This window comes from Cellulosimicrobium funkei (genome assembly GCF_900155925.1).
Classification (GTDB): domain Bacteria; phylum Actinomycetota; class Actinomycetes; order Actinomycetales; family Cellulomonadaceae; genus Cellulosimicrobium; species Cellulosimicrobium funkei.
Window position 1 is genome coordinate 59,496 of record NZ_FTMI01000002.1, and the last position, 19,564, is coordinate 79,059.

17 protein-coding genes and 2 tRNA genes are annotated in these 19,564 nt (G+C 72.4%); 3 read left to right on the forward strand and 16 right to left on the reverse strand.

Features of this window, described 5'->3' with window-relative positions; genetic code table 11:
- Positions 1 to 99: 99 nt before the first annotated feature.
- From BXA05_RS04580 to BXA05_RS19570, 4 genes are read right to left on the reverse strand one after another with little or no spacing between them, the layout of a single operon-like run.
- Positions 100 to 759 (reverse strand): aminodeoxychorismate/anthranilate synthase component II, encoded by a 660-nt coding sequence (locus BXA05_RS04580; RefSeq protein WP_076404157.1) that lies wholly within the window; start codon positions 757 to 759, stop codon positions 100 to 102.
- Positions 756 to 950 carry a hypothetical protein gene (locus tag BXA05_RS04585; RefSeq protein WP_034650515.1) on the reverse strand — a complete coding sequence of 65 codons (195 nt, stop codon included), beginning with the start codon at positions 948 to 950 and terminating at the stop codon, positions 756 to 758. Before BXA05_RS04585 ends, BXA05_RS04580 begins: the two co-directional genes overlap by 4 nt.
- A complete protein-coding gene (locus BXA05_RS04590) occupies positions 950 to 1,729 on the reverse strand; it encodes a class E sortase (RefSeq protein WP_061268265.1) in 780 nt (259 codons plus the stop codon). The genes BXA05_RS04585 and BXA05_RS04590 overlap by 1 nt, the downstream gene beginning before the upstream one ends.
- Positions 1,726 to 2,526: a DUF881 domain-containing protein gene (locus BXA05_RS19570; protein WP_244550381.1), complete on the reverse strand. Its 801-nt coding sequence runs from the start codon at positions 2,524 to 2,526 to the stop codon at positions 1,726 to 1,728. The genes BXA05_RS04590 and BXA05_RS19570 overlap by 4 nt, the downstream gene beginning before the upstream one ends.
- Before the next feature lie 321 nt (positions 2,527 to 2,847).
- On the opposite strand from BXA05_RS19570, the gene BXA05_RS04600 reads away from it, so the two are divergent.
- On the forward strand, positions 2,848 to 3,099 hold the full coding sequence (locus BXA05_RS04600; RefSeq protein WP_021483485.1) for a cell division protein CrgA: 252 nt from the start codon (positions 2,848 to 2,850) through the stop codon (positions 3,097 to 3,099).
- 106 nt (positions 3,100 to 3,205) lie between these two features.
- Here BXA05_RS04600 and BXA05_RS04605 read toward each other — a convergent pair whose 3' ends face one another.
- Together BXA05_RS04605 and BXA05_RS04610 are read right to left on the reverse strand one after the other, a co-directional pair.
- Positions 3,206 to 4,015, reverse strand: coding sequence for a rhomboid family intramembrane serine protease (locus BXA05_RS04605; protein WP_342065157.1), 810 nt, complete (start codon positions 4,013 to 4,015; stop codon positions 3,206 to 3,208).
- Positions 4,016 to 4,122: 107 nt separating this feature from the next.
- Positions 4,123 to 4,662: a peptidylprolyl isomerase gene (locus tag BXA05_RS04610; RefSeq protein ID WP_021483785.1), complete on the reverse strand. Its 540-nt coding sequence runs from the start codon at positions 4,660 to 4,662 to the stop codon at positions 4,123 to 4,125.
- A 140-nt stretch (positions 4,663 to 4,802) separates the two neighbouring features.
- On the opposite strand from BXA05_RS04610, the gene BXA05_RS04615 reads away from it, so the two are divergent.
- Complete coding sequence (locus BXA05_RS04615) at positions 4,803 to 5,969, forward strand: hypothetical protein (protein WP_076404159.1); 1,167 nt, start codon at positions 4,803 to 4,805, stop codon at positions 5,967 to 5,969.
- A 224-nt stretch (positions 5,970 to 6,193) separates the two neighbouring features.
- Here the strand turns inward: BXA05_RS04615 and BXA05_RS04620 are convergent.
- The 6 genes from BXA05_RS04620 to gyrB all read right to left on the reverse strand — a co-directional run bounded on the left by BXA05_RS04620 (position 6,194) and on the right by gyrB (position 12,543).
- Positions 6,194 to 6,269 (reverse strand) — tRNA-Ala (locus tag BXA05_RS04620).
- A 38-nt stretch (positions 6,270 to 6,307) separates the two neighbouring features.
- A complete protein-coding gene (locus tag BXA05_RS20230) occupies positions 6,308 to 6,427 on the reverse strand; it encodes a DLW-39 family protein (protein ID WP_021483216.1) in 120 nt (39 codons plus the stop codon).
- Between the two features lie 27 nt (positions 6,428 to 6,454).
- Positions 6,455 to 6,528, reverse strand: a tRNA-Ile gene (locus tag BXA05_RS04625).
- Positions 6,529 to 6,655: 127 nt separating this feature from the next.
- The gene (locus BXA05_RS04630) at positions 6,656 to 7,660 is read right to left on the reverse strand and encodes a DUF3566 domain-containing protein (protein WP_244550382.1); all 1,005 of its coding nucleotides are present in this window, start codon (positions 7,658 to 7,660) and stop codon (positions 6,656 to 6,658) included.
- On the reverse strand, positions 7,657 to 10,293 hold the full coding sequence (gyrA, locus tag BXA05_RS04635; protein ID WP_061268301.1) for a DNA gyrase subunit A: 2,637 nt from the start codon (positions 10,291 to 10,293) through the stop codon (positions 7,657 to 7,659). The genes BXA05_RS04630 and gyrA overlap by 4 nt, the downstream gene beginning before the upstream one ends.
- Positions 10,294 to 10,479: 186 nt before the next feature.
- Positions 10,480 to 12,543, reverse strand: a complete 2,064-nt coding sequence (gene gyrB / locus BXA05_RS04640) for a DNA topoisomerase (ATP-hydrolyzing) subunit B (protein ID WP_061268302.1) — start codon at positions 12,541 to 12,543, stop codon at positions 10,480 to 10,482.
- Between the two features lie 561 nt (positions 12,544 to 13,104).
- On the opposite strand from gyrB, the gene BXA05_RS04645 reads away from it, so the two are divergent.
- Positions 13,105 to 14,664 carry a hypothetical protein gene (locus BXA05_RS04645; RefSeq protein WP_076404160.1) on the forward strand — a complete coding sequence of 520 codons (1,560 nt, stop codon included), beginning with the start codon at positions 13,105 to 13,107 and terminating at the stop codon, positions 14,662 to 14,664.
- A gap of 90 nt (positions 14,665 to 14,754) precedes the next feature.
- Here the strand turns inward: BXA05_RS04645 and BXA05_RS04650 are convergent, their stop codons facing one another.
- The 4 genes from BXA05_RS04650 to dnaN form a co-directional block, all read right to left on the reverse strand.
- Positions 14,755 to 15,255, reverse strand: coding sequence for a DciA family protein (locus BXA05_RS04650; RefSeq protein ID WP_061268303.1), 501 nt, complete (start codon positions 15,253 to 15,255; stop codon positions 14,755 to 14,757).
- A 106-nt stretch (positions 15,256 to 15,361) separates the two neighbouring features.
- The gene (gene recF / locus BXA05_RS04655) at positions 15,362 to 16,666 is read right to left on the reverse strand and encodes a DNA replication/repair protein RecF (protein WP_061268277.1); all 1,305 of its coding nucleotides are present in this window, start codon (positions 16,664 to 16,666) and stop codon (positions 15,362 to 15,364) included.
- Between the two features lie 37 nt (positions 16,667 to 16,703).
- On the reverse strand, positions 16,704 to 17,642 hold the full coding sequence (gnd, locus tag BXA05_RS04660; RefSeq protein WP_034651935.1) for a phosphogluconate dehydrogenase (NAD(+)-dependent, decarboxylating): 939 nt from the start codon (positions 17,640 to 17,642) through the stop codon (positions 16,704 to 16,706).
- Positions 17,643 to 17,695: 53 nt separating this feature from the next.
- Positions 17,696 to 18,826: a DNA polymerase III subunit beta gene (gene dnaN, locus BXA05_RS04665; protein ID WP_034651929.1), complete on the reverse strand. Its 1,131-nt coding sequence runs from the start codon at positions 18,824 to 18,826 to the stop codon at positions 17,696 to 17,698.
- Between the last annotated feature and the right edge of the window lie 738 nt (positions 18,827 to 19,564).

The window sequence follows — 19,564 nt, forward strand, 5'->3', positions numbered from 1 at the left end:
CCACGACGACGGGCCCTCACCTCCACGGAGGTGAGGGCCCGTCGTCGTGCGGCGCGTCCGAGTAGGCGGCAGACCGGGGCCGGTGCCGCGCGGTGCTCGCTACTGGCGCACGAGCGGGGCCATGCCCGCGGAGCGCTCGACGGCGCCCTCCAGGCCGCACGCCTCGAGCCAGTTCGCGAGCAGGCGGTGGCCACCCTCGGTGAGCACGGACTCCGGGTGGAACTGGACGCCGTGCAGCGGCAGGTCCTTGTGCTGGAGGCCCATGATGACGCCCCCGGCGGTCGTCGCCGTCACCTCGAGCTCGGCGGGCACGGTGTCGCTCACGACGGCGAGCGAGTGGTACCGCGTCGCGGTGAACGGGTGGGGGAGGCCGGCGAGCACGCCCTCGCCCTCGTGCTCCACGAGGCTCGTCTTGCCGTGCATGAGCTCGGGCGCGTGCGTGACCGTCGCGCCGTACACCTCGGCGAGGGCCTGGTGGCCCAGGCACACGCCGAGCATGGGCGTGCGCGACGCGGCGCACGTGCGGATCACGTGCTCGCTCTGCCCGGCCTCCTTCGGCGTGCCGGGCCCGGGGGAGACGAGGACGCCGTCGAACACGGTGCCGTCCGCGTCGCGGAAGCGCCCTTCGGCGTCGGGCTCCGGCACCGCGTCGTTGCGCACGACGACGGTCTGCGCGCCCAGCTGGTCGAGGTAGCCGACGATCGTGTAGACGAACGAGTCGTAGTTGTCCACGACGAGGATGCGGGTCGGGTGGGTCATCGCGGGGCCTCCACGGACGCTGCGCCGGCGGCGTCGGTCTGGATGTTGGGGTCGTTGAACGGCATGTACTCGGACACGAGCGGGAACAGCCACTCGAAGCACGCGAGCACGACGGCGGCCGCGAGGACGAGCAGGATCAGCACCCGCAGCCACGCCGGGCCGGGCAGCACGCGCCACAGCGCCCCGTACATCACGAGCCTCCTTCGGCGGCGGGAGCGGTCTGGCCGACGAGCTCCGGCGGCGTGCCGTCCTCGACGGGCATCCAGTAGTCGAACTTCGCGTTGACGATGTACCGCGCGACGAGCGAGTTGAGGCCGATCGGGTGGCACGTCGTCAGCGTGAGGTACCGCTCGGTGGGCTCGACGCCGGGCTGCCACGGGACGGGCGCGATCGCCTCGACCTGGTCGGGCTTCACGGCCTGCATGTGGTCGACGCGGTAGACGTACCACGTGCCGTCGGCCTCGACGACGATCGGGTCGCCGATCTCGAGCTCCTCGACGTCGTGGAAGATCTTGCCGTACGTCTGCCGGTGCCCGGCGAGGGAGAAGTTCCCGACGGCGCCCGGCATGACGGTCTCGGGGTAGTGCCCGGCCATCGCCTGGTCGAGGATCGACCGCTTGTCGGTGCCTTCCGCGATCGGCATCATCTTGCCGTCCCAGCGCGGCACGTAGAGCGTGCCCCACACCTCGCCGAGCGCGGGCGCGGCGGGGACGGGCGGGTCGTCACGCAGGATCGTCGTACCGACGTCCGCCGCGTCCGGCGTCGGCGCCTGGATCTCCTCGAGCACCTGCGCCTGGACGCGGTCCGCCTGGACGTCCGTCCACCAGAGCTGCCAGACGACGTACAGGCCGAGCAGGATCCCCAGCGTGATGAGCAGCTCGCCGAGCACCCCCACGACGGCGGACACCGGACCGCGACCCGAGCCGCGGTGCCCCGCGTGGCGGGCCGGTGCGGGGGTCGTCGCGGTCACGACGCCACCGCGTCGGACGGGCGCGCGTAGCGGAGCTCGAGCGCCCCCTGGTAGCCCGGCATCTCGATGTCACTCTCGTCCTCGACGGACCAGCCGAGGTTCACCGCGTCGACGTACTCCTTGTACACCTGGACGCCCGGCGAGCGGTCGAGCGCGTCGCGCAGGGCCTCGGGGTCGCCCACGGCCTCGACGACGTAGGGCGGGGAGTACACGCGGCCGTGCAGCAGCAGGATGTTGCCCGCGCAGCGGAACGCCGACGTCGCCGTGACGCGCTGCCCCTGAAGCGTCATCGCCTCGGCACCGCCCGCCCACAGCGCGTTGACGACGGACTGGATGTCCTGCTGGTGCACGACGAGGTCGTCGGGGCGGATCCCCGCCGGGTAGCTGCCCTCGGGGGGCGCGTCGTCGAGCGTCACGGAGACGCCGGCACCCTGGACGGGCGTCGTCCCCGCGGCGACGGCGGTGCGCGCCGCGAGGTCGGGGTCGACGCCGGCGGGCGCGTCCCCGGTCTGCGACAGGCCAGCGACCTCCGCCGTCAGGGCGTCGACCTGCGTCGCGAGGTCGGCCACGCGGTCGGACTCGCGGTCGACCAGCTGCGCGAGGTTCTCCGGGTGCCGGGACTCGTCGCCGCGCGCGAGGCGCGCGTTCGCCGTGAACATGACCCCGGCGAGCGCGAGGACGAGCGCGACGGTCACGGCGGACCGGACGCGACGCGCGCGCGGCGTGCCGCCCGGGGCGGACGTCGGCTCCTCGGCGGGGTCGTCCGGGCCCGTGGCGGCAGGGTCCGTGGTGCTCACGCGACCGTCTCCTTCCTGGGGCGGACGAGGTCGTCGACCGGGTCTGGGTCGTGCGTCGGCGTCGTGCTGAGGTCGTGCGGCGCACACCTCGCGGCACGTCCTCCGCGCGCGGTGTCCGTGCCTATTGTGTGCGCCCACTACGCTAGTCGACGAACGTCGTCCACGATCGTGACGGACCTGTGCTCCGGCAGAGCCTCGCGGCCCGTCGACGACCTTCGCCCGACCCATGCACGGTTCCTGCACGACGACGGCAGGCGTCCGCTCCCGCGGTGCGTCTCGGCGCCGGCGCAGCGAGCCCCACCAGGACAGGAGCCCACCCTCGTGCCCGAGTCGAAGTCGCGCAAGAAGCCCAAGCCGCAGCGTCCGCCGAGCGTGCCGAAGCCCGAGACGGGCAACCCGCGCTGGCTCGTGCCCACGATGCTCGGGCTCATGCTCGTCGGGCTCGCCTGGATCGTGCTGTTCTACCTCAGCGGTCCGAAGCAGCTCCCCGTCCCGCCGCTCGGCGCGTGGAACCTCGGGGTCGGCTTCGCCTTCATCATCGCGGGCTTCGCGCTCACGACGCGCTGGAAGTAGCCGCGCGCCGGGCGGGGCCTGGGCCCCGCCCGGTGCCGTCGGGCCTCACACCGGTGTAGTTCCACACCTGTGAGTAACCCTGGGGATAACTCCTGTGGCCGCCTCGTCAGGTGAGATGGCCGAACTGGTCCGCGGCGGCGTAGGTGAGCCAAGAGGCGGCGACCAGCGCCACCACGACGACGACCGTCGCGCCCACGGACACGAGGGTGCGACGCTCGCGCGGCGCGTAGGCGTAGGCGGCGCCGAGCGCGAGGCCCACCACGAGACCGCCCAGGTGCGCCTGCCACGCGATGCCGGGGAAGAACAGCCCGATCGCGAAGTTGATGCCGATGAGCACCACGATCTGCATCGCGTTGCGACCCGTCCGGCGCAGGACGAGCAGGATCGCCCCGAAGAGGCCGAACACCGCGCCCGAGGCGCCGACGACGGGCTGGTACCAGGCCTCCGACGTCGGCCCCCCTGCGAGGAGCAGGTAGCCGACGGAGCCGCCGAGCGCGGAGAGCAGGTAGAGCGCCGTGAAGCGCAGCCGGCCGAGCTGCTGCTCGAGGAACGGGCCCGTGATCCACAGGGCGTACATGTTGAAGAGGATGTGGACAGGGCTCGTCGAGTGCAGGAACGCCGCCGTGAGGAAGCGGTAGGGCTGCAGCTCGCCGACCCAGGGCGCGAACGCGAGCATGTTCGTCCACGTGCCGCCCGTGACGAGCTGGAGGAGCCAGCTCACGACGCACAGGCCGATGATCGTGAACGTCACGACGGGCGGCCCGCCTCGCACCTTCCCACCCAGCGCGGTGCGCTGCGTCGGCGCCTGGCGGGCGGCGTCGCGCACGCAGTCGACGCACTGGATGCCGACCGCGGCCGGTCGCTGGCACTCGGGGCACGCCGGGCGCCCGCACCGCTGGCAGCGCACGTACGACACGCGGTCCGGGTGCCGCGGGCACACCGGCGGGACGGCGGGACCGTCGTGCGGTCCGGCCGTCCCGTACGCCGGCGGGCCGGGTGGCCCGGGAGGTGTCGCCGAGATGGTCAGTCCTCGATGGTGACGGACGTGATGACGATGTCCTCCTGCGGGCGGTCGCCCGGACGCGTGGGCGTCGCGTTGATCGCGTCGACGACGGCGCGGGACTCGTCGTCCGCGACCTCGCCGAAGATCGTGTGCTTGCCGTTGAGCCACGGCGTGGGGACCGTCGAGATGAAGAACTGGGACCCGTTGGTGCCCTCGGCCTCGCCCGTCACCGGGTTGCGGCGCACGCCCGCGTTCGCCATCGCCAGCAGGTACGGGCGGTCGAACTGGAGCTCGGGGTGGATCTCGTCGTTGAACGTGTAGCCGGGGCCGCCGGTGCCGGTCCCGAGCGGGCAGCCGCCCTGGATCATGAAGTCCTGGATCACGCGGTGGAAGATCAGGCCGTCGTAGAAGGGCTCGGTGCGCTCGGCCCCGGTGCGGGGGTCGGACCACGTCGTGGTGCCCTGGGCGAGCCCGACGAAGTTCGCCACCGTCTTCGGGGCGTGGTTCGGCAGGAGCTCGATCCGGATGTCACCTGCGGTCGTGTGGAGGGTTGCGAACATGGGCACCATCTTCCCACGAGACCCGCGCCCGACCCGTCCGGGGCGATGTCTCGCGGCGTGGCCGGGGTGGTGGCAGAGTGGGCGGAAACGCATCGCATCCGCACATTCGTCCCGTCGGACGACGACCCCGGGGAGCACGCATGACCCGTACTCGCTCAGCGAGCGACTCCGTCAAGGACACGCTCGAGTCGATCGACACCGAGAAGCTGAAGGAACAGGTCGCCCAGGCCGCCGCGACCGCGCAGAGCGCCGCGACCCAGCTCGCGGACCAGGCCAAGGACGCCGCGGTGCACGCCAAGGAGTGGGGCACGCCCAAGGTGGAGGCGTTCCTCGAGTGGCTCCAGCCGCGCGTCGAGAAGGCGTGGCAGGACAGCATCCAGGCCGCCGCGCCGCGCGTCGAGAAGGCCGCGACCAAGGCCGCGCCCGCGATCGACACCGCGCACGACCGCCTCGTGGAGGACGTGCTGCCGAAGATCGTCGCGAGCTTCAACGCCGCCGCCGCCAGCGCGGCCGACTCCGCCCAGCGCGCCGCGGACAACGCGGCCGAGGCGACCGCCGCCGCCACGGCCGCGGCAGCCGCCGCGTCGGGCAAGAAGGCGCGCAAGCTCGCGAAGCAGGCCAAGAAGGCGACGGCGGAGGCCGCGAAGCAGGCGCAGAAGTCCGCGGGCAAGGCCGGCAAGAAGGCCGCCAAGCACGCCGACAAGACCGCGGAGAAGGCGGCCGCGAAGCTCGCCGCGGCCGCGGACAAGGCGGCGGCGAAGGCCGCCGAGGCGGACTCCTCGAAGGGCAAGGGCCGCACGCTCTGGTGGATCGCCGGTGGCGTGACCGCCGCGGGCGTCGGCTACGTGCTCTACCGCCGCGCGCAGCCCACGACCGACCCCTGGGCCGAGCCGTGGGAGCAGGAGCAGCAGCAGGTCCACTTCGACGACGTCGTCGGCGACGCCAAGCACGCCGTCGGGGACGCCGCCGAGTCGATCGGCGAGGCCGCGGGCGCCGCCGTCGCGAAGGGCCGCGAGGCCACGGACAAGCTGGCCGAGCGCGCTGCCGAGGTCCGTGACGACGTCACCGACCGCGTCACCGAGGCCGTCTCGGACGCCAAGGACGCGGCGAAGAAGGCGACGAGCCGGGCCCGCAGCACCACCCGTGGCGGCGCTGCCGGCGCGAAGGACGCGGTGAAGGACACGGCGGAGGACGTCAAGGACGCCGCCGCGGACGCCAAGGACGACCTGGGCGACGCCGGCAAGAAGGCGCGCGAGGCCGCCGAGTCCGCGGCGCAGGACGCCGCGAAGAAGGCCGACGACGCCTGACGCTCCACCCCGCCGTCCTCGCACGGTGACCGACGACCGAGGGGCCCGTCCCAGCAGGGACGGGCCCCTCGTCGTCCCCCAGGGGGCGGAGACCTCACGAGCACGCGGGCACGGCGGCGGCACGCGGCGGCAGCACGCAGCCTCGGCGGCGGGAACGCCGACGCCGAGGCCGGACGCACGAAGACCCCGTCCGCAGCCGGACGGGGTCTTCGTGGTCGTGACGATGGTGGAGCCAGGGGGACTCGAACCCCCAACCCCCTGCTTGCAAAGCAGGTGCGCTACCAATTGCGCCATGGCCCCGGGTGACGCGGCCGGGGCCGGTCAGCGGCGAGAGGTGCTCACTCGAAGGTGTCGGTGACCTCTGCCCAGAGGTCGCGCTCGGCGTTGTCCTCCGTGTACTTGCGCCACACGAGGTACCCGGCGCCGGCGGCGAGGAGCAGGAGCAGAAGCTTCTTCATGATGTTCCCCCTCGAGTGGGTTGGCAGTGGGCCTAAGAGGACTTGAACCTCTGACCTCTTCCTTATCAGGGAAGCGCTCTAACCGTCTGAGCTATAGGCCCGCACGCGCCTCGCCGGACAGCCCCAGGAGGGCTGCTCCGCTCGCAGGCAGCGATTGAGGTTACCCCACCGGGAGCCGCAGACCCAAACCGAGGGCCCGTGCCTCCCGGTCGGGGAGCCGGTGCGCGGTCAGTCGTCGGTGAGCGTGAGGTGCACGCCACCCACGAGCGCCGCGACGATGTTGTACAGGAACGCCATGATCGTCGAGAGCGCCGTGATGATGACGACGTTCACCACGCCGAGCAGCGTGGCGATCGAGATCACGCGGCCGAACGCGACGTACTGGCGGATGTCGACGTCCGTCTCCGTGCCGACGATCTGCGTGAACAGCTCCTCGATCTTGAAGAAGACCTGCATGCCGTCGAGCACGTACCAGACGACGGCGGTCGCGACGACGGTCATGATCCCGATGGCGACCGCGAGGAGGAAGCCGAGCTTCATCGCGGACCACGGGTCGATGCGCGAGACCGCGAGCCGCACACGGCGCGGGCCGCCGTCGGGCCGGACGGCGGGCGTCGCGCCCGTCGCGGTCCCCACGGCCGGCGTAGCGCCGGTGAGCGGGCTCGCGGTGCCCGTCACCCCGGCGGCGGAGTAGTGCATGGAGGCCCCGGCGGGAGCGCCGGCGGCACCCGCGCTCGTGGGGGCCGAGGTGGTCGTGGGCACGCGCCTCACCGTCTCGTCGTCGATCTCGTCGTGCCCGCGCTCGGGCTCCGTCTCTGCGGGTGCGGCGGGGACCGCCGCCGACACCTTCTTCGCGGCCGTCTTCGCCGCCGCGATCGCCGCGGCCGCCGCCTTCACGGCCCCGGCACGCGCGACCGCGACACGGCTCTCGCCCGACGCGCGCTCCATGCCGTCGTCGTCCACCGTGCCCGGCGCGGGCGCGGCCTGGGCGGACGGGCCCGGGGGCGGCGGAGGCGGCGGCGGGACGGCGGCCGTCGCCCCGTCACGCGGGGTCGCCGCCGCCGAGGCGCCCTTCGACGAGCCCTTCTTCGACGAGCCGTTCGACGACGTCCCGTCCGCCTCGCCGTGCCGACTCGGGGACGCGGCCCCGGGGCGTGCCGACGCGTCCGTGTCCGGCCGCGGCACGGTCAGCCGCGGCGTGATGGTCGGCGGTGCGTTGTTCTCGCTGCTCATCTGGTTTCCTCGGTGGTTCCGGGGGCCGGGTCGGTCCCGCCCGCCCCGTCGGACGAGGCGGTCGCGTCGGTGGTCGGTGCGCTGCTCGTGTCGGTGACGCCCGGGGCCGTGCCGGTCCCGTCCTCGCCCTCCACGGTATCCCGATCCTCTCCGAGACGACGCTCGACGTTCCGCGCGACCGCGATGATGCGGTCGCCCTTGTCGGGCTTCGCGAACGTCACCCCCTGCGTGTTCCGACCGGTGAGGTTCACCTCGCCGACCGCGGACCGCACGATCTTCCCGCGCTCCATGATGACCAGCACCTCGTCGTCGGCCTCCGTCACCAGAGCCCCCACGAGATCTCCACGAGCCTCCACCAGGTTGGCGACCTTGATGCCCAGACCGCCGCGGCCCTGGACGCGGTACTCGTCGATCCGCGTGCGCTTCGCGAACCCGCCCTCCGTCACGACGAAGAGGTCGGAACCCTCCTCGACCACGTCGGCCGAGAGCAGCTCGTCGCCGTCGCGGAACTTCATGCCCGTGACGCCCGACGTCGCGCGGCCCAGCGGCCGCATCGTGTCGTCGTCGGCGGGGAAGCGGATGGACTGGCCCTTGCGCGACACGAGGATGAGGTCGTCGTCGGCGTCCACGAGGAGCGCCGCGACGAGCTCGTCGGGCGTCCCGGACTCGTCCTCGCGCAGGTTGATCGCGATGAGGCCGCCCGAGCGCGGCGAGTCGTACTCCGAGAGCCGCGTCTTCTTCACGAGGCCGCGACGCGTCGCGAGCACCAGGTACTGCGCCGCGTCGTAGTCGCGCAGGTCGAGCACCTGGGCGATCTTCTCGCCCGGCTGGAACGCGAGCAGGTTCGCGACGTGCTGACCCTTGGCGTCGCGCCCGCCCTCGGGGAGCTCGTACGCCTTCGCCCGGTAGACGCGGCCGAGGTTCGTGAAGAACAGCAGCCAGTGGTGCGTCGTCGTCACGAAGAAGTGGTCGACGATGTCGTCCTCGCGCAGCTGCGTGCCGCGCACGCCCTTGCCGCCGCGCTTCTGGGCACGGTAGCTGTCGCTGCGCGTCCGCTTCACGTACCCGCCGCGCGTGATGGTGACGACCATCTCCTCCTCGGCGATGAGGTCCTCGATGGAGACCTCGCCGTCGAACGGGAGGATCGTCGTCCGACGCTCGTCGCCGTACTTCGCGACGATCTCGCCCATCTCGTCGCCCACGATCGACCGCTGCCGCTCGGGCTTGGCCAGGATGTCCTGGTAGTCGAGGATCTGGCGCTCGAGCGCGTCGTGGTCGTCGAGGATCTTCTGCCGCTCCAGGGCCGCCAGACGGCGCAGCTGGAGGTTGAGGATCGCGGTCGCCTGGACCTCGTCGACCCCCAACAGCTCCATGAGGCCCGTGCGGGCTTCCTCGACGTCGGGCGAGCGCCGGATCAGCGCGATGACCTCGTCGAGCGCGTCGAGCGCCTTGAGGTACCCGCGCAGGATGTGGATGCTGCGCTCGGCCTCCGCCAGCAGGTACCGCGTGCGGCGCACGACGACGTCGAGCTGGTGCGTCGTCCAGTGCCGGACGAACGCGTCGAGGCTCAGCGTGCGCGGCACGCCGTCGACGAGCGCCAGCATGTTCGCGCCGAACGTGTCCTGGAGCTGCGTGTGCTTGTACAGGTTGTTGAGGACGACCTTCGCCACCGCGTCGCGCTTGAGCACGACGACGAGGCGCTGGCCCGTCCGGCCCGACGTCTCGTCGCGGATGTCCGCGATCCCCTGGACGCGGCCCTCCTTGACGAGGTCCGCGATCTTCGCGGCCAGGTTGTCCGGGTTCACCTGGTAGGGGAGCTCCGTGACGACGAGGCACACGCGGCCCTGGATCTCCTCCACGTTGACCACGGCGCGCATGGTGATCGAACCGCGGCCCGTGCGGTACGCCTCCTCGATGCCCTTGTGGCCGAGGATCGTGGCGCCCGTGGGGAAGTCCGGGCCCTTGATGCGCTGCAGCAGCGCCGCGAGGAGCTCCTCGCGCGAGGCGTCCGGGTGGTCGAGGTGCCACTGCACGCCCGCCGCGACCTCGCGGAGGTTGTGCGGCGGGATGTTGGTCGCCATGCCGACGGCGATGCCCGCCGAGCCGTTGACCAGCAGGTTCGGGAACCGCGCCGGCAGGACCGACGGCTCCTGCGTGCGGCCGTCGTAGTTGTCCTGGAAGTCGACGGTGTCCTTGTCGATGTCCCGGACCATCTCCATGGCGATCGGCGCCATGCGGCACTCGGTGTACCGCGGGGCGGCCGCCGGGTCGTTGCCGGGGGAGCCGAAGTTGCCCTGGCCGGCGACGAGCGGGTAGCGCAGCGACCAGTCCTGCACGAGGCGCACGAGCGCGTCGTAGATCGCGCTGTCGCCGTGCGGGTGGAACTTGCCCATGACGTCGCCGACGACGCGCGAGCACTTCGAGTACGAGCGGTCGGGGCGGTAGCCGCCGTCGTACATCGCGTACAGCACGCGCCGGTGCACGGGCTTGAGGCCGTCGCGCACGTCCGGCAGCGCACGACCCACGATGACGCTCATCGCGTAGTCGAGGTACGACCGCTGCATCTCGAGCTGCAGGTCCACCTGCTCGATGCGCCCGTGGTGCACCGCGACCGCCGTCCCGTCGGCGTGCACGGTCTCCTCGGACCCGTCGCCGGGAGCCGTGGGCTCGTTCTCGGGGTTCTGCTCGTCGGTCACGGTCTACCTCGTTCGTTCGTCTCTTCGTGCGTCGTCGTCCTGGAAGACCTCCGGACCCGCCCGGGAGGGCGGGCCGCGCCGGGGCGTCCGGTCCTGCCGCCCCCCGGCTCCGCGAGGAGCGGCTCAGATGTCAAGGAACCGCACGTCCTTCGCGTTGCGCTGGATGAAGCTCCGGCGGGACTCCACGTCCTCGCCCATGAGGACGGAGAAGATCTCGTCGGCCGCCGCGGCGTCGTCGAGGGTCACCTGGTTGAGGGTGCGGTGCTCGGGGTCCATGGTCGTGTCCCACAGCTCCGAGTAGTCCATCTCGCCCAGACCCTTGTAGCGCTGGATCCCGTTCTCCTTGGGGATCCGCTTGCCGGCGGCCTGCCCGGCGGCGAGGAACGCGTCGCGCTCCTTGTCGGAGTACACGTAGTCGTGCGGGGCGTTCGACCACTTGAGCCGGTAGAGCGGCGGCTGCGCGAGGTAGACGTGCCCGTTCTCGATGAGCGGGCGCATGTACCGGAACAGCAGCGTGAGCAGGAGCGTCGCGATGTGCTGGCCGTCGACGTCGGCGTCGGCCATGAGGACGATCTTGTGGTACCGGAGCTTGGCGAGGTCGAAGTCCTCGCCGATGCCGGTGCCGAACGCCGTGATGATCGACTGGACCTCCTGGTTGGACAGGGCCCGGTCGAGGCGCGCGCGCTCGACGTTGAGGATCTTCCCGCGGATCGGCAGGATCGCCTGCGTCCGGGGGTTGCGCCCGCGGACGGCCGAGCCGCCCGCGGAGTCACCCTCGACGATGAAGATCTCGCACTCCTCCGCGCGGTTCGACTGGCAGTCGCGCAGCTTGCCCGGCATGCCGCCGGACTCGAGCAGGCCCTTGCGGCGGGTGGCCTCGCGCGCCTTGCGGGCGGCGAGGCGCGCCTGCGACGCCTGGATCGCCTTGCGCAGGACGTCACGGGCCTCGTTCGGGTGCGAGTCGAACCAGTCGTTGAGCCGCTCGTTGACGACGCGCTGGACGAACGTCTTCGCCTCGGTGTTGCCGAGCTTCGTCTTCGTCTGGCCCTCGAACTGCGGCTCGCCCAGCTTGACGGAGATGACCGCCGTCAGGCCCTCGCGGATGTCGTCGCCCGTGAGGTTCTCGTCCTTGTCCTTGAGGATGCCCTTGTCGCGCGCGTAGCGGTTGACCAGCGAGGTCATCGCCGCACGGAAGCCCTCTTCGTGCGTGCCGCCCTCGGTCGTGGAGATCGTGTTGGCGAACGTGTGGACGGACTCCGAGTAGGCGCTGGTCCACTGCATCGCGATCTCGACGGAGATGCGCCGCTCGGTGTCCTCCGACTCGATGTCGATGACGTCGGGGTGGACGAGCTCGACCTTCTTCGCGCCGTTGAGGTGCTTCACGTAGTCGATGAGGCCGCCGTCGTACTTGTAGCTCACCGTGCGCGCCGCGGTCGACGCGCCCGACGACGTCGCGTCGCCGCTCGCGGGCGTGCCGTCCTCGGCCTCGCCGGTGACCTCGTCCCCGGTGTCGAGGTGCGCAGGGCGCTCGTCGGTGAGCGTGATCCGCAGCCCCTTGTTGAGGAACGCGTACTGCTGGAACCGCGCACGCAGCGTCTCGAAGTCGTACTCGGTGGTCTCGAAGATCGTCGGGTCGGCCCAGAACGTCTGCGTCGTGCCCGTCGCCTGCGTCGCCTCGCCGCGGTGCAGCTCGCCCACGGGCTTGCCGCCGTCGGCGAACTCCTGGCGCCAGGCGTAGCCGTCACGCTGGACCTCGGTGACCACACGGGACGAGAGCGCGTTGACGACCGAGATGCCGACGCCGTGCAGACCCCCCGAGACGGCGTACCCGCCACCGCCGAACTTGCCGCCCGCGTGGAGGATCGTCATGACGACCTCGACCGTGGGCCGGCCCTCGGTGGGGTGGATCGCGACGGGGATGCCGCGCCCGTTGTCGACGACGCGCACGCCCCCGTCGGCGAGGAGCGTCACGTCGATCGTGTCCGCGTGCCCGGCGAGGGCCTCGTCCACAGAGTTATCCACAACCTCGTACACAAGGTGGTGGAGGCCTCGCTCACCCGTCGAGCCGATGTACATGCCCGGACGCTTGCGGACCGCCTCGAGGCCCTCCAGGACGGTGATGTTGCTCGCGTCGTAGCCGCCGCCCGCCGAGGGTGTCGCCTCCGCGGACGCCGTCGGGTCGGGGATGGCGGTGTCGGTGTGCTCTGCCACGGGCAGGACTGCTCCTCGTCGTCGTGCGCGCGGCCGCCGTGTCCGTGCCGGACCGGCCGCCGCTGCTCAAAGGTTCCGGGCCCGCACCGCCGCCTGCGCCGGCTCCGTGAGGGAGCGTCCGACCTGCCGCGGACGGCTGGTGGAGGCGCCGCGGACGGGCTGCGCGAGCGGGTGGTGACAAGACCCGGAATGACCTCCCCAGTCTACCCGCCACGAGCCGAATTCCGCGGATCTCGGCCGTCCTGAGGACATCTCGCAGGACATCCGCGACGCGATCCGCGCCGTCTCGGCGGAAGTTCTCCACACGGTTGTCCACAGGCTCTGTTCACGACGCGCAGGTGGCCGTCGACGGCCGTCGAAAAAGTGCCCGCAGCAACCGTCGCGCGCTCCTTGGTGGGAGCGCTACCGCAACCGACAAGTCGGGAATCGGTGTTTCACGCGGAAAGTGGTCTAATACCACACACCATCCTGATTCGCGCGTCGTCCGCGCAGCAGCGATCGCACGCGGGCGGCTCGACCCCGAAGGGACCCCACTCAGTGAAGAGACTCCTCGCGAGCGCTGCGGCGACAGCGCTCGCGCTCGGTGGCCTGATCGTGGCCACCGCGGCACCCGCCTCCGCCCACACGCCCGTCGTCACGGCCGACTGCACGACGCTCTCGGTGAAGCTCTGGGCCTACTCGAAGAAGAGCAACGACCTGACCGTCACCGTGGACGGCAAGGAGGTCGAGTCCACGACCTTCCAGCGCGAGCTCACGCGCTCCTACGACCTCGACCCCACGCAGGACCACACCTGGACCGTCTCCGTCGACGCGTCCGACGGCCGCCAGTACGACTACGACCAGTCCGGCTCGACCCGGGCCTGCGAGACGCCCGACGCCCCCGTCCAGGTCGGCGTCTACGTGTACCCCAAGATCGACCCCGCACAGCCCGCGGCGTGGGAGAACTCCGGCCCGCAGAAGATCGTCACGGGCACCGAGGTCGCCCTGCCCGAGAAGCCGTGGGACAGGGCCTGGGTCGTGCAGCCCCTCGACCTGGAGGACGTGAGCGAGGTCGCCCGCGCGATCCAGCCGGACGTCGACACGGCCGACCTCTGCACCGCGTGGGCAGTCCAGCAGGACCTCGTGGACCTCCCCGGCGGTCTCGACGACCTCCCCACGGACATCCGCTACTCACCCGACGGCGAGCACCTCGGCGAGTTCCCCGAGGGCACGCTCGTCGCGTGGGACCACCAGGACCTCGCCGACCTCCTCCCCGAGGACGCGTGCGACACCCCGAGGCCCGGCACTCCCGCCACGCCGGTCGCGCCGGAGGTCGACGTGGTCACGCCGGCCGTGCCGGCCGCCGTCGAGGTCTGTGGCACGGAGCTCACGAAGCAGGACCTCCCGGCCGAGTCGGAGGACGTCCGGTACGAGCTCACGGCGGAGGGCGTCGTCGCCGTCCCGAAGAGCGCCGCGGCGACCTTCTCCTCGGAGACGGCGAAGCTCGGCTACGTCGTGGCCACGAACGGCCGCAGCGCGCTGCTCCCGCTCGTCGATCTGCTGCCCTCCGACGAGACGTGCGCGCTCGTGCCCGGCGAGATCGGCGCCGTCTGCCAGGGCGACGTCCCGTACCTCGGCTACGAGATCGGCCTGCCCGAGGGCGCGACGGTCGACTCGGAGACCCCGCTGACGATCACCTTCCTGCACCCGAGCGGCGGCGAGAACTACGTCGTGCCGGACCAGCCGCTCAGCGGGACCCTTCTGTGGCCGGGAGCCTCCGCCGAGGAGCCGAAGCAGTGGCCCGGGTTCGTCCGGAACGAGGACGGCTCGTACACCCAGACCGACGGCAACTACGCCTGGACCCGCGACGGCGCCGAGGTGCTGTTCGAGGTCAACCCGTCGTACTCCACCGTGGTCGAGTACCCGCCGGCGACGAGCGCGTGCGCGAACCCGCCCGTCGCCCCCGTGGCCGTCGAGGACGTCGCCGGACCCGAGGAGCCGACCGGCCCCGCGCTCGCCACGACCGGTGCGACGGTCGCCGGCGCGGCCGCGTTCGCCGCGCTGCTCGTCGGCGGTGGGGCCCTGGTGCTCTGGCTGCGCCGCCGAGCCCAGGCCTGACCCCCTGACGTGGTGACCAACGCCCCGGTCACCACCGCGAGGCCCGCCGTGCCCCCTGCACGGCGGGCCTCGTCGTCGGTCCGGACCTTCTCAGCCCCAGGTGTCGCGGGGACCCGGACCCCGGACGGACTTCTTCCCCCGGCGGAAGCTCGGTCCCGCCGGCCCGAGGACGGTCACCGTCTCGACGACCCCCTCGCCCACCTCGCGCGCGAGACGTTCGAGCAGCTGCGGCGTGAGGAGCCGCACCTGCGTCGCCCACGCCGTCGAGTCGGCCCGCACGACGAGCACCTTGTCCTCGAACGTCTCGGGCTCGCAGTGGTCGGCGACCTGGTCGCCCACGACCTCCCGCCACCGCCCGACGACGCCCCCCACCGACACGTCCGCGACCCAGTCCCGCTCGCGCAGCAGGCGCGCGACGACGTCGCCCAGGAGCTGCGGGTCGCGACCGCCCGGGCGCGCGCCCGACGTCGGCGGGTCCGCGAGGATGCGTCGGCGAGGCTCCTGCCCGGGCCGGAGCCCCTTCGCGCGCGCCGCCGCCTTGGCGCGGTTCAGGGCCTGCCGCGCCACCTCCGCCGGTGGGGTCAGCTCCACGACGTGGCCGACGGGCAGCCCCGTCGTGCGTCGCTCCGGGAGGTCGTCGGCCGGGCCGGGGCGCGCGTCGTCGTCCTGGCGGTCCGCCCCGTCCCGGTCCGCGGGCTCAGTCCTCGACACGGTGCACCGTCCCGTCGTGCACGGCGAACCGCGCGCCGTCGAGCCGGCTCGGGACGTCGTCGGGCACGGCCGCGGTGATGATCACCTGGCCCGCGTCGGCCACGAGCTCGGCGAGCCGCTCGCGCCGCCGGACGTCGAGCTCGGCGAACACGTCGTCGAGCACGAGGATCGGCTCGCCGTCGGGCCCCCACTGGTCCGCCCAGAGGAGCGAGTCGAGGCCCGCGGGGGCGCCGTCGCGCAGCAGCCGGTACGACGCCAGCCGCAGCGCGAGCGCGAACGACCACGACTCGCCGTGGCTCGCGTAGCCCTTCGCCGGGAGGCCGCCCAGGGTGAGGACGAGGTCGTCGCGGTGGGGACCGACGAGGTTCACCCCGCGGTCGACCTCCTTCGCGCGCACGGCCTCCATGGCCTCCAGCATGCGCCTCTCGAGGGCCGCCACGTCGGGGATGCCCGACGCCGGTGCGTCGCCCGGGTCCGCGGCGTCACCCGCCGCGGGCGGCCTCACGGGACCGTCGTCCGCGTCGAGCGCCTCGTCCACGGACGAGCGGTACGCGATGCGCGCCTCGCCCTGCCCCGCGCTGACCTGCTCGTACGCCTCCGCGACGTAGGGCGTGAGCGCGGCCACGAGCTGCAGGCGCAGCGCCGTGATCTCCGCGCCGAGGCTCGCGAGGCGCGCGTCCCACACCTCGAGCGTCGCGAGCGGCGAGGCCGCGGTCTCGGGTGCGTCGTCCTCGGGCGGCGGCTCGACGGCGGACGGCCTCCGCCGGCCGCGGCCGCGCAGCGCCGTCGCCGACTTCAGCAGCGCGCCGCGCTGGCGCAGCACCCGGTCGTAGTCCGCGAGGAGCGCCGCCACGCGCGGCACCAGGAGCACCGCGAGCTGGTCGAGGAAGCGACGCCGCCCGTCCGGGTCGCCCTTGACGAGCGCGAGGTCCTCCGGCGCGAAGAGCACCGTCCGGACGATGCCGAGCACGTCGCGCGGCCGCTGGGCCGGGGACCGGTTGATCCGCGCCCGGTTGGCCCGCCCCGACGCGATCTCGAGCTCCACGGTGCTCGCCCGGTCGCCCCGCACGACGCGCGTCCGCACGACGGCGCGCGTGGCACCCGCACGGACGAGCGCGGCGTCGCCCGCGACGCGGTGGCTCGCGAGCGTCGCGACGTACCCGATCGCCTCGACGAGGTTCGTCTTGCCCTGCCCGTTCTGCCCGACGAGCGCGTTCACGCCCGGGACGAGCTCGACGTCGACGGACTCGTACGAGCGGAAGTCGACCAGGGAGAGGTGCGAGACGTACATCGGTGCGGCGAGGGTCGAGGAGGTCGGCGGGGAGCGGTCAGGCCGGGGGTTCGAGCGGCCCGGCTCCCGGGGAGGCGGGCCCGGCCGCCTTGACGGCGTGCCCGCCGAACTGCTGGCGCAGCGCGGCGACGGCCTTGAGCGCGGGCGACTGCTCCTGGCGCGAGGCGAAGCGCGCGAAGAGGGCGGCGGAGATCACCGGCAGCGGGACGGCGTTGTCGATCGCCTCGTCGACCGTCCAGCGGCCCTCGCCGGAGTCGTCGACCCAGTCGTCGATCGCGGCGAGCTGCGGGTCCTCCTCGAGCGCCTTGACGAAGAGGTCGAGGAGCCACGAGCGCACGACCGTGCCACGGGTCCACGCCTTCATCGTGCCGTGCACGTCCTTGACGAGCTCGCTCTTCGCGGCGAGGAGCTCGTAGCCCTCGGCGTACGCCTGCATGAGCCCGTACTCGATGCCGTTGTGGACCATCTTCGCGAAGTGCCCGGCGCCGACCTCGCCCGCGTGGACGAAGCCCTCCTCGCGCGGGCCGTCGGGACGCAGCGCGTCGAAGACCGGCATGGCCGCCTCGACGTACGTCCGGTCCCCGCCGACCATGAGCCCGTAGCCGTTCTCGAGGCCCCAGACGCCGCCCGAGACGCCGACGTCGAGGTAGCCGACGCCCTTCTCGGCCAGCTCCGCGGCCCGCGCCTGGTCCTCGGCGTAGTAGGAGTTCCCACCCTCGATGACGAAGTCGCCCTCGCCGAGCAGACCGCCGAGCTCGGTGACCACGCCGCGGGTCGCGTCGCCCGCCGGGACCATGACCCACACGATGCGCGGGCCGTCGTCGGGCAGGGCCGCGACGAGGTCGGCGAGCGTCGCGACGTCCGACACCTCGGGACGAGGGTCGTAGCCGACGACCTCGATACCGGCGGCGCGGACGCGCGCCCGCATGTTGTTGCCCATCTTGCCGAGGCCGACGAGGCCGATGCGCGTGACCATACGAGTCCTCCGGGGTGCGGTGGTGCGGTGCGAGCCGTCCGGCTCCGTCGGGATCAGCCGGCGAAGCGGATCGGCACCAGCAGGTAGCGGTAGTGGGACGAGTCCTCGCCGTCCAGGGAGTCCTGACCCGTGAACTCGACCGGCTTGTTCGGGTGCGTGAAGCTCAGGCGCACGAAGTCGGTGCCGAGCGCGCCCAGGCCGTCGAGCAGGAACTGCGGGTTGAACGCCACCGAGATGTCCTCGCCGACGAGCACCGCCTCCAGCGCCTCGGACGCCTGCGCGTCGTCGCCCTGTCCGGCGTCCAGGACGACCTGGCCGTCCGTGAACGACAGGCGGATCGGCGTGTTGCGCTCGGCGACCAGGGACACGCGCTTGGCGGCGTCGATGAGCGGGGCGGTGGGGACGACGGCGTGGATGGGCGTCTCGTCCGGGAAGAGCCGACGCACTGCGGGGTAGTCGCCGTCGACGAGCTGCGACGTCGTATGACGGCCCCCGGCCTCGAAGCCGATGAGGTCCACGCCGGCGCCCGTGTTGAGCCCGATGTTGACGAGGCCCGAGCCACCGAGGGACTTCGCCACGTCGTTGAGGGTGCGCGCGCGCACGAGGGCGACGGCGGAGTAGCTCGGGGTCACGGGCGTCCAGGTGAGCTCGCGCAGGGCGAGGCGGTACCGGTCCGTCGCGAGGAGCGTGATCTTCTCGCCCTCGATCTCGACGCGCACGCCCGTGAGGAGGGGGAGCGTGTCGTCGCGGCTCGCCGCCACCGTGACCTGCGCGACGGCGTTCGTCAGCTCGTCGCCCGAGACGGTGCCGGAGAGCTCGGGCATCGCGGGCAGCGCCGGGTACTCGTCCACCGGCATGGTGAGGAGCGTGAACCGGCTCGCGCCGCACGTCACCGTGACCTTGTTGCCCTCCAGGACGACGTCCACGGGCTTCGCGGGCAGCGCCCGGGAGATCTCGGCGAGCAGCCGGCCGGAGACGAGGACCGTGCCAGGCTCGCTGACCTCGGCGGGGATCTCCGAACGGGCCGAGACCTCGTAGTCGAAGCTCGACAGCCCGATGGTCCCCGACGCGTCGGCCTCGAGCCGGACCCCGGCGAGGACGGGCGCGGGCGGGCGGGTCGGCAGGGTTCGCGCCGTCCAGGTCACCGCGTCGGCCAGGACATCACGCTCAACCCGGAACTTCATCCCACACCCTCTCGTCCCCACGTCTCGGTCGGACCCGATCTTCACATGTGCCGTCCTGCTTCGCCGCGACGCCGGGCTCGCCGTCGGGGCCGCTCGTCCTCGCTCGTCCACCGGGCAGGTCTGCCGCTGTGGACACGAGGTGCCGGGTCGCAGGTCCGCGCACACGTGTCGTGCATGAACCCTACGCGAGGAGGCGGGTGGGAGGAACTGGAACGGCGGGCCTGGGGACGGAGGCCCGACGGCGGTCTCCGCCGACGTCGCGCGCTCACCACGGCTCGGCCAGGATCGGGAGCGGGCTCGTGGAGCACAGGTCGCACCGTCGGCCGCCGGGGCCTGATGAAGGCGTGTGGAATTTCCCCTCTGAGAACACTTTCGTCGTCGTCATAGGGGTTGTGGATCTCGTGGAAAACCGGTGTCCGCCCAGGTCAGAGGGCACAAATGCGTGTGGACGAACCGGTGGGCCCAGTGTGGGAAAGTCGCGGCGCCTGTGGGCGGCCGATCTGTCCCCACACGTCGTCCACTGATCGAGGGTGGCCCGTCCACACTGAGAGGGCCTTTGTCCACAGCTGTCCACAGAACTGTGCACAGAGCCCCTCCGGGTGAGCCGTCCACAGGGTGTGTACGAGGCCGCCGTCCACAGGTTTCGGGGGGAAAACCATGATGTTGTCAGGATTTGTCGCGGCGCACGAGACCCTGTGGTCCACCGTCGTCGTCTGCATTCCGCGAATGTGAATACCC

What these genes read in the sequence shown, in the direction of transcription:
- BXA05_RS04580 (WP_076404157.1), bottom strand. Translation starts at nt 759, where the DNA reads ATGACCCACCCGACCCGCATCCTCGTCGTGGACAACTACGACTCGTTC.
- BXA05_RS04585 (WP_034650515.1), bottom strand. Translation starts at nt 950, where the DNA reads ATGTACGGGGCGCTGTGGCGCGTGCTGCCCGGCCCGGCGTGGCTGCGG.
- BXA05_RS04610 (WP_021483785.1), bottom strand. Translation starts at nt 4,662, where the DNA reads ATGTTCGCAACCCTCCACACGACCGCAGGTGACATCCGGATCGAGCTC.
- BXA05_RS04615 (WP_076404159.1), top strand. Translation starts at nt 4,803, where the DNA reads ATGACCCGTACTCGCTCAGCGAGCGACTCCGTCAAGGACACGCTCGAG.
- BXA05_RS20230 (WP_021483216.1), bottom strand. Translation starts at nt 6,427, where the DNA reads ATGAAGAAGCTTCTGCTCCTGCTCCTCGCCGCCGGCGCCGGGTACCTC.
- BXA05_RS04630 (WP_244550382.1), bottom strand. Translation starts at nt 7,660, where the DNA reads ATGAGCAGCGAGAACAACGCACCGCCGACCATCACGCCGCGGCTGACC.
- recF (WP_061268277.1), bottom strand. Translation starts at nt 16,666, where the DNA reads ATGTACGTCTCGCACCTCTCCCTGGTCGACTTCCGCTCGTACGAGTCC.
- gnd (WP_034651935.1), bottom strand. Translation starts at nt 17,642, where the DNA reads ATGGTCACGCGCATCGGCCTCGTCGGCCTCGGCAAGATGGGCAACAAC.
- dnaN (WP_034651929.1), bottom strand. Translation starts at nt 18,826, where the DNA reads ATGAAGTTCCGGGTTGAGCGTGATGTCCTGGCCGACGCGGTGACCTGG.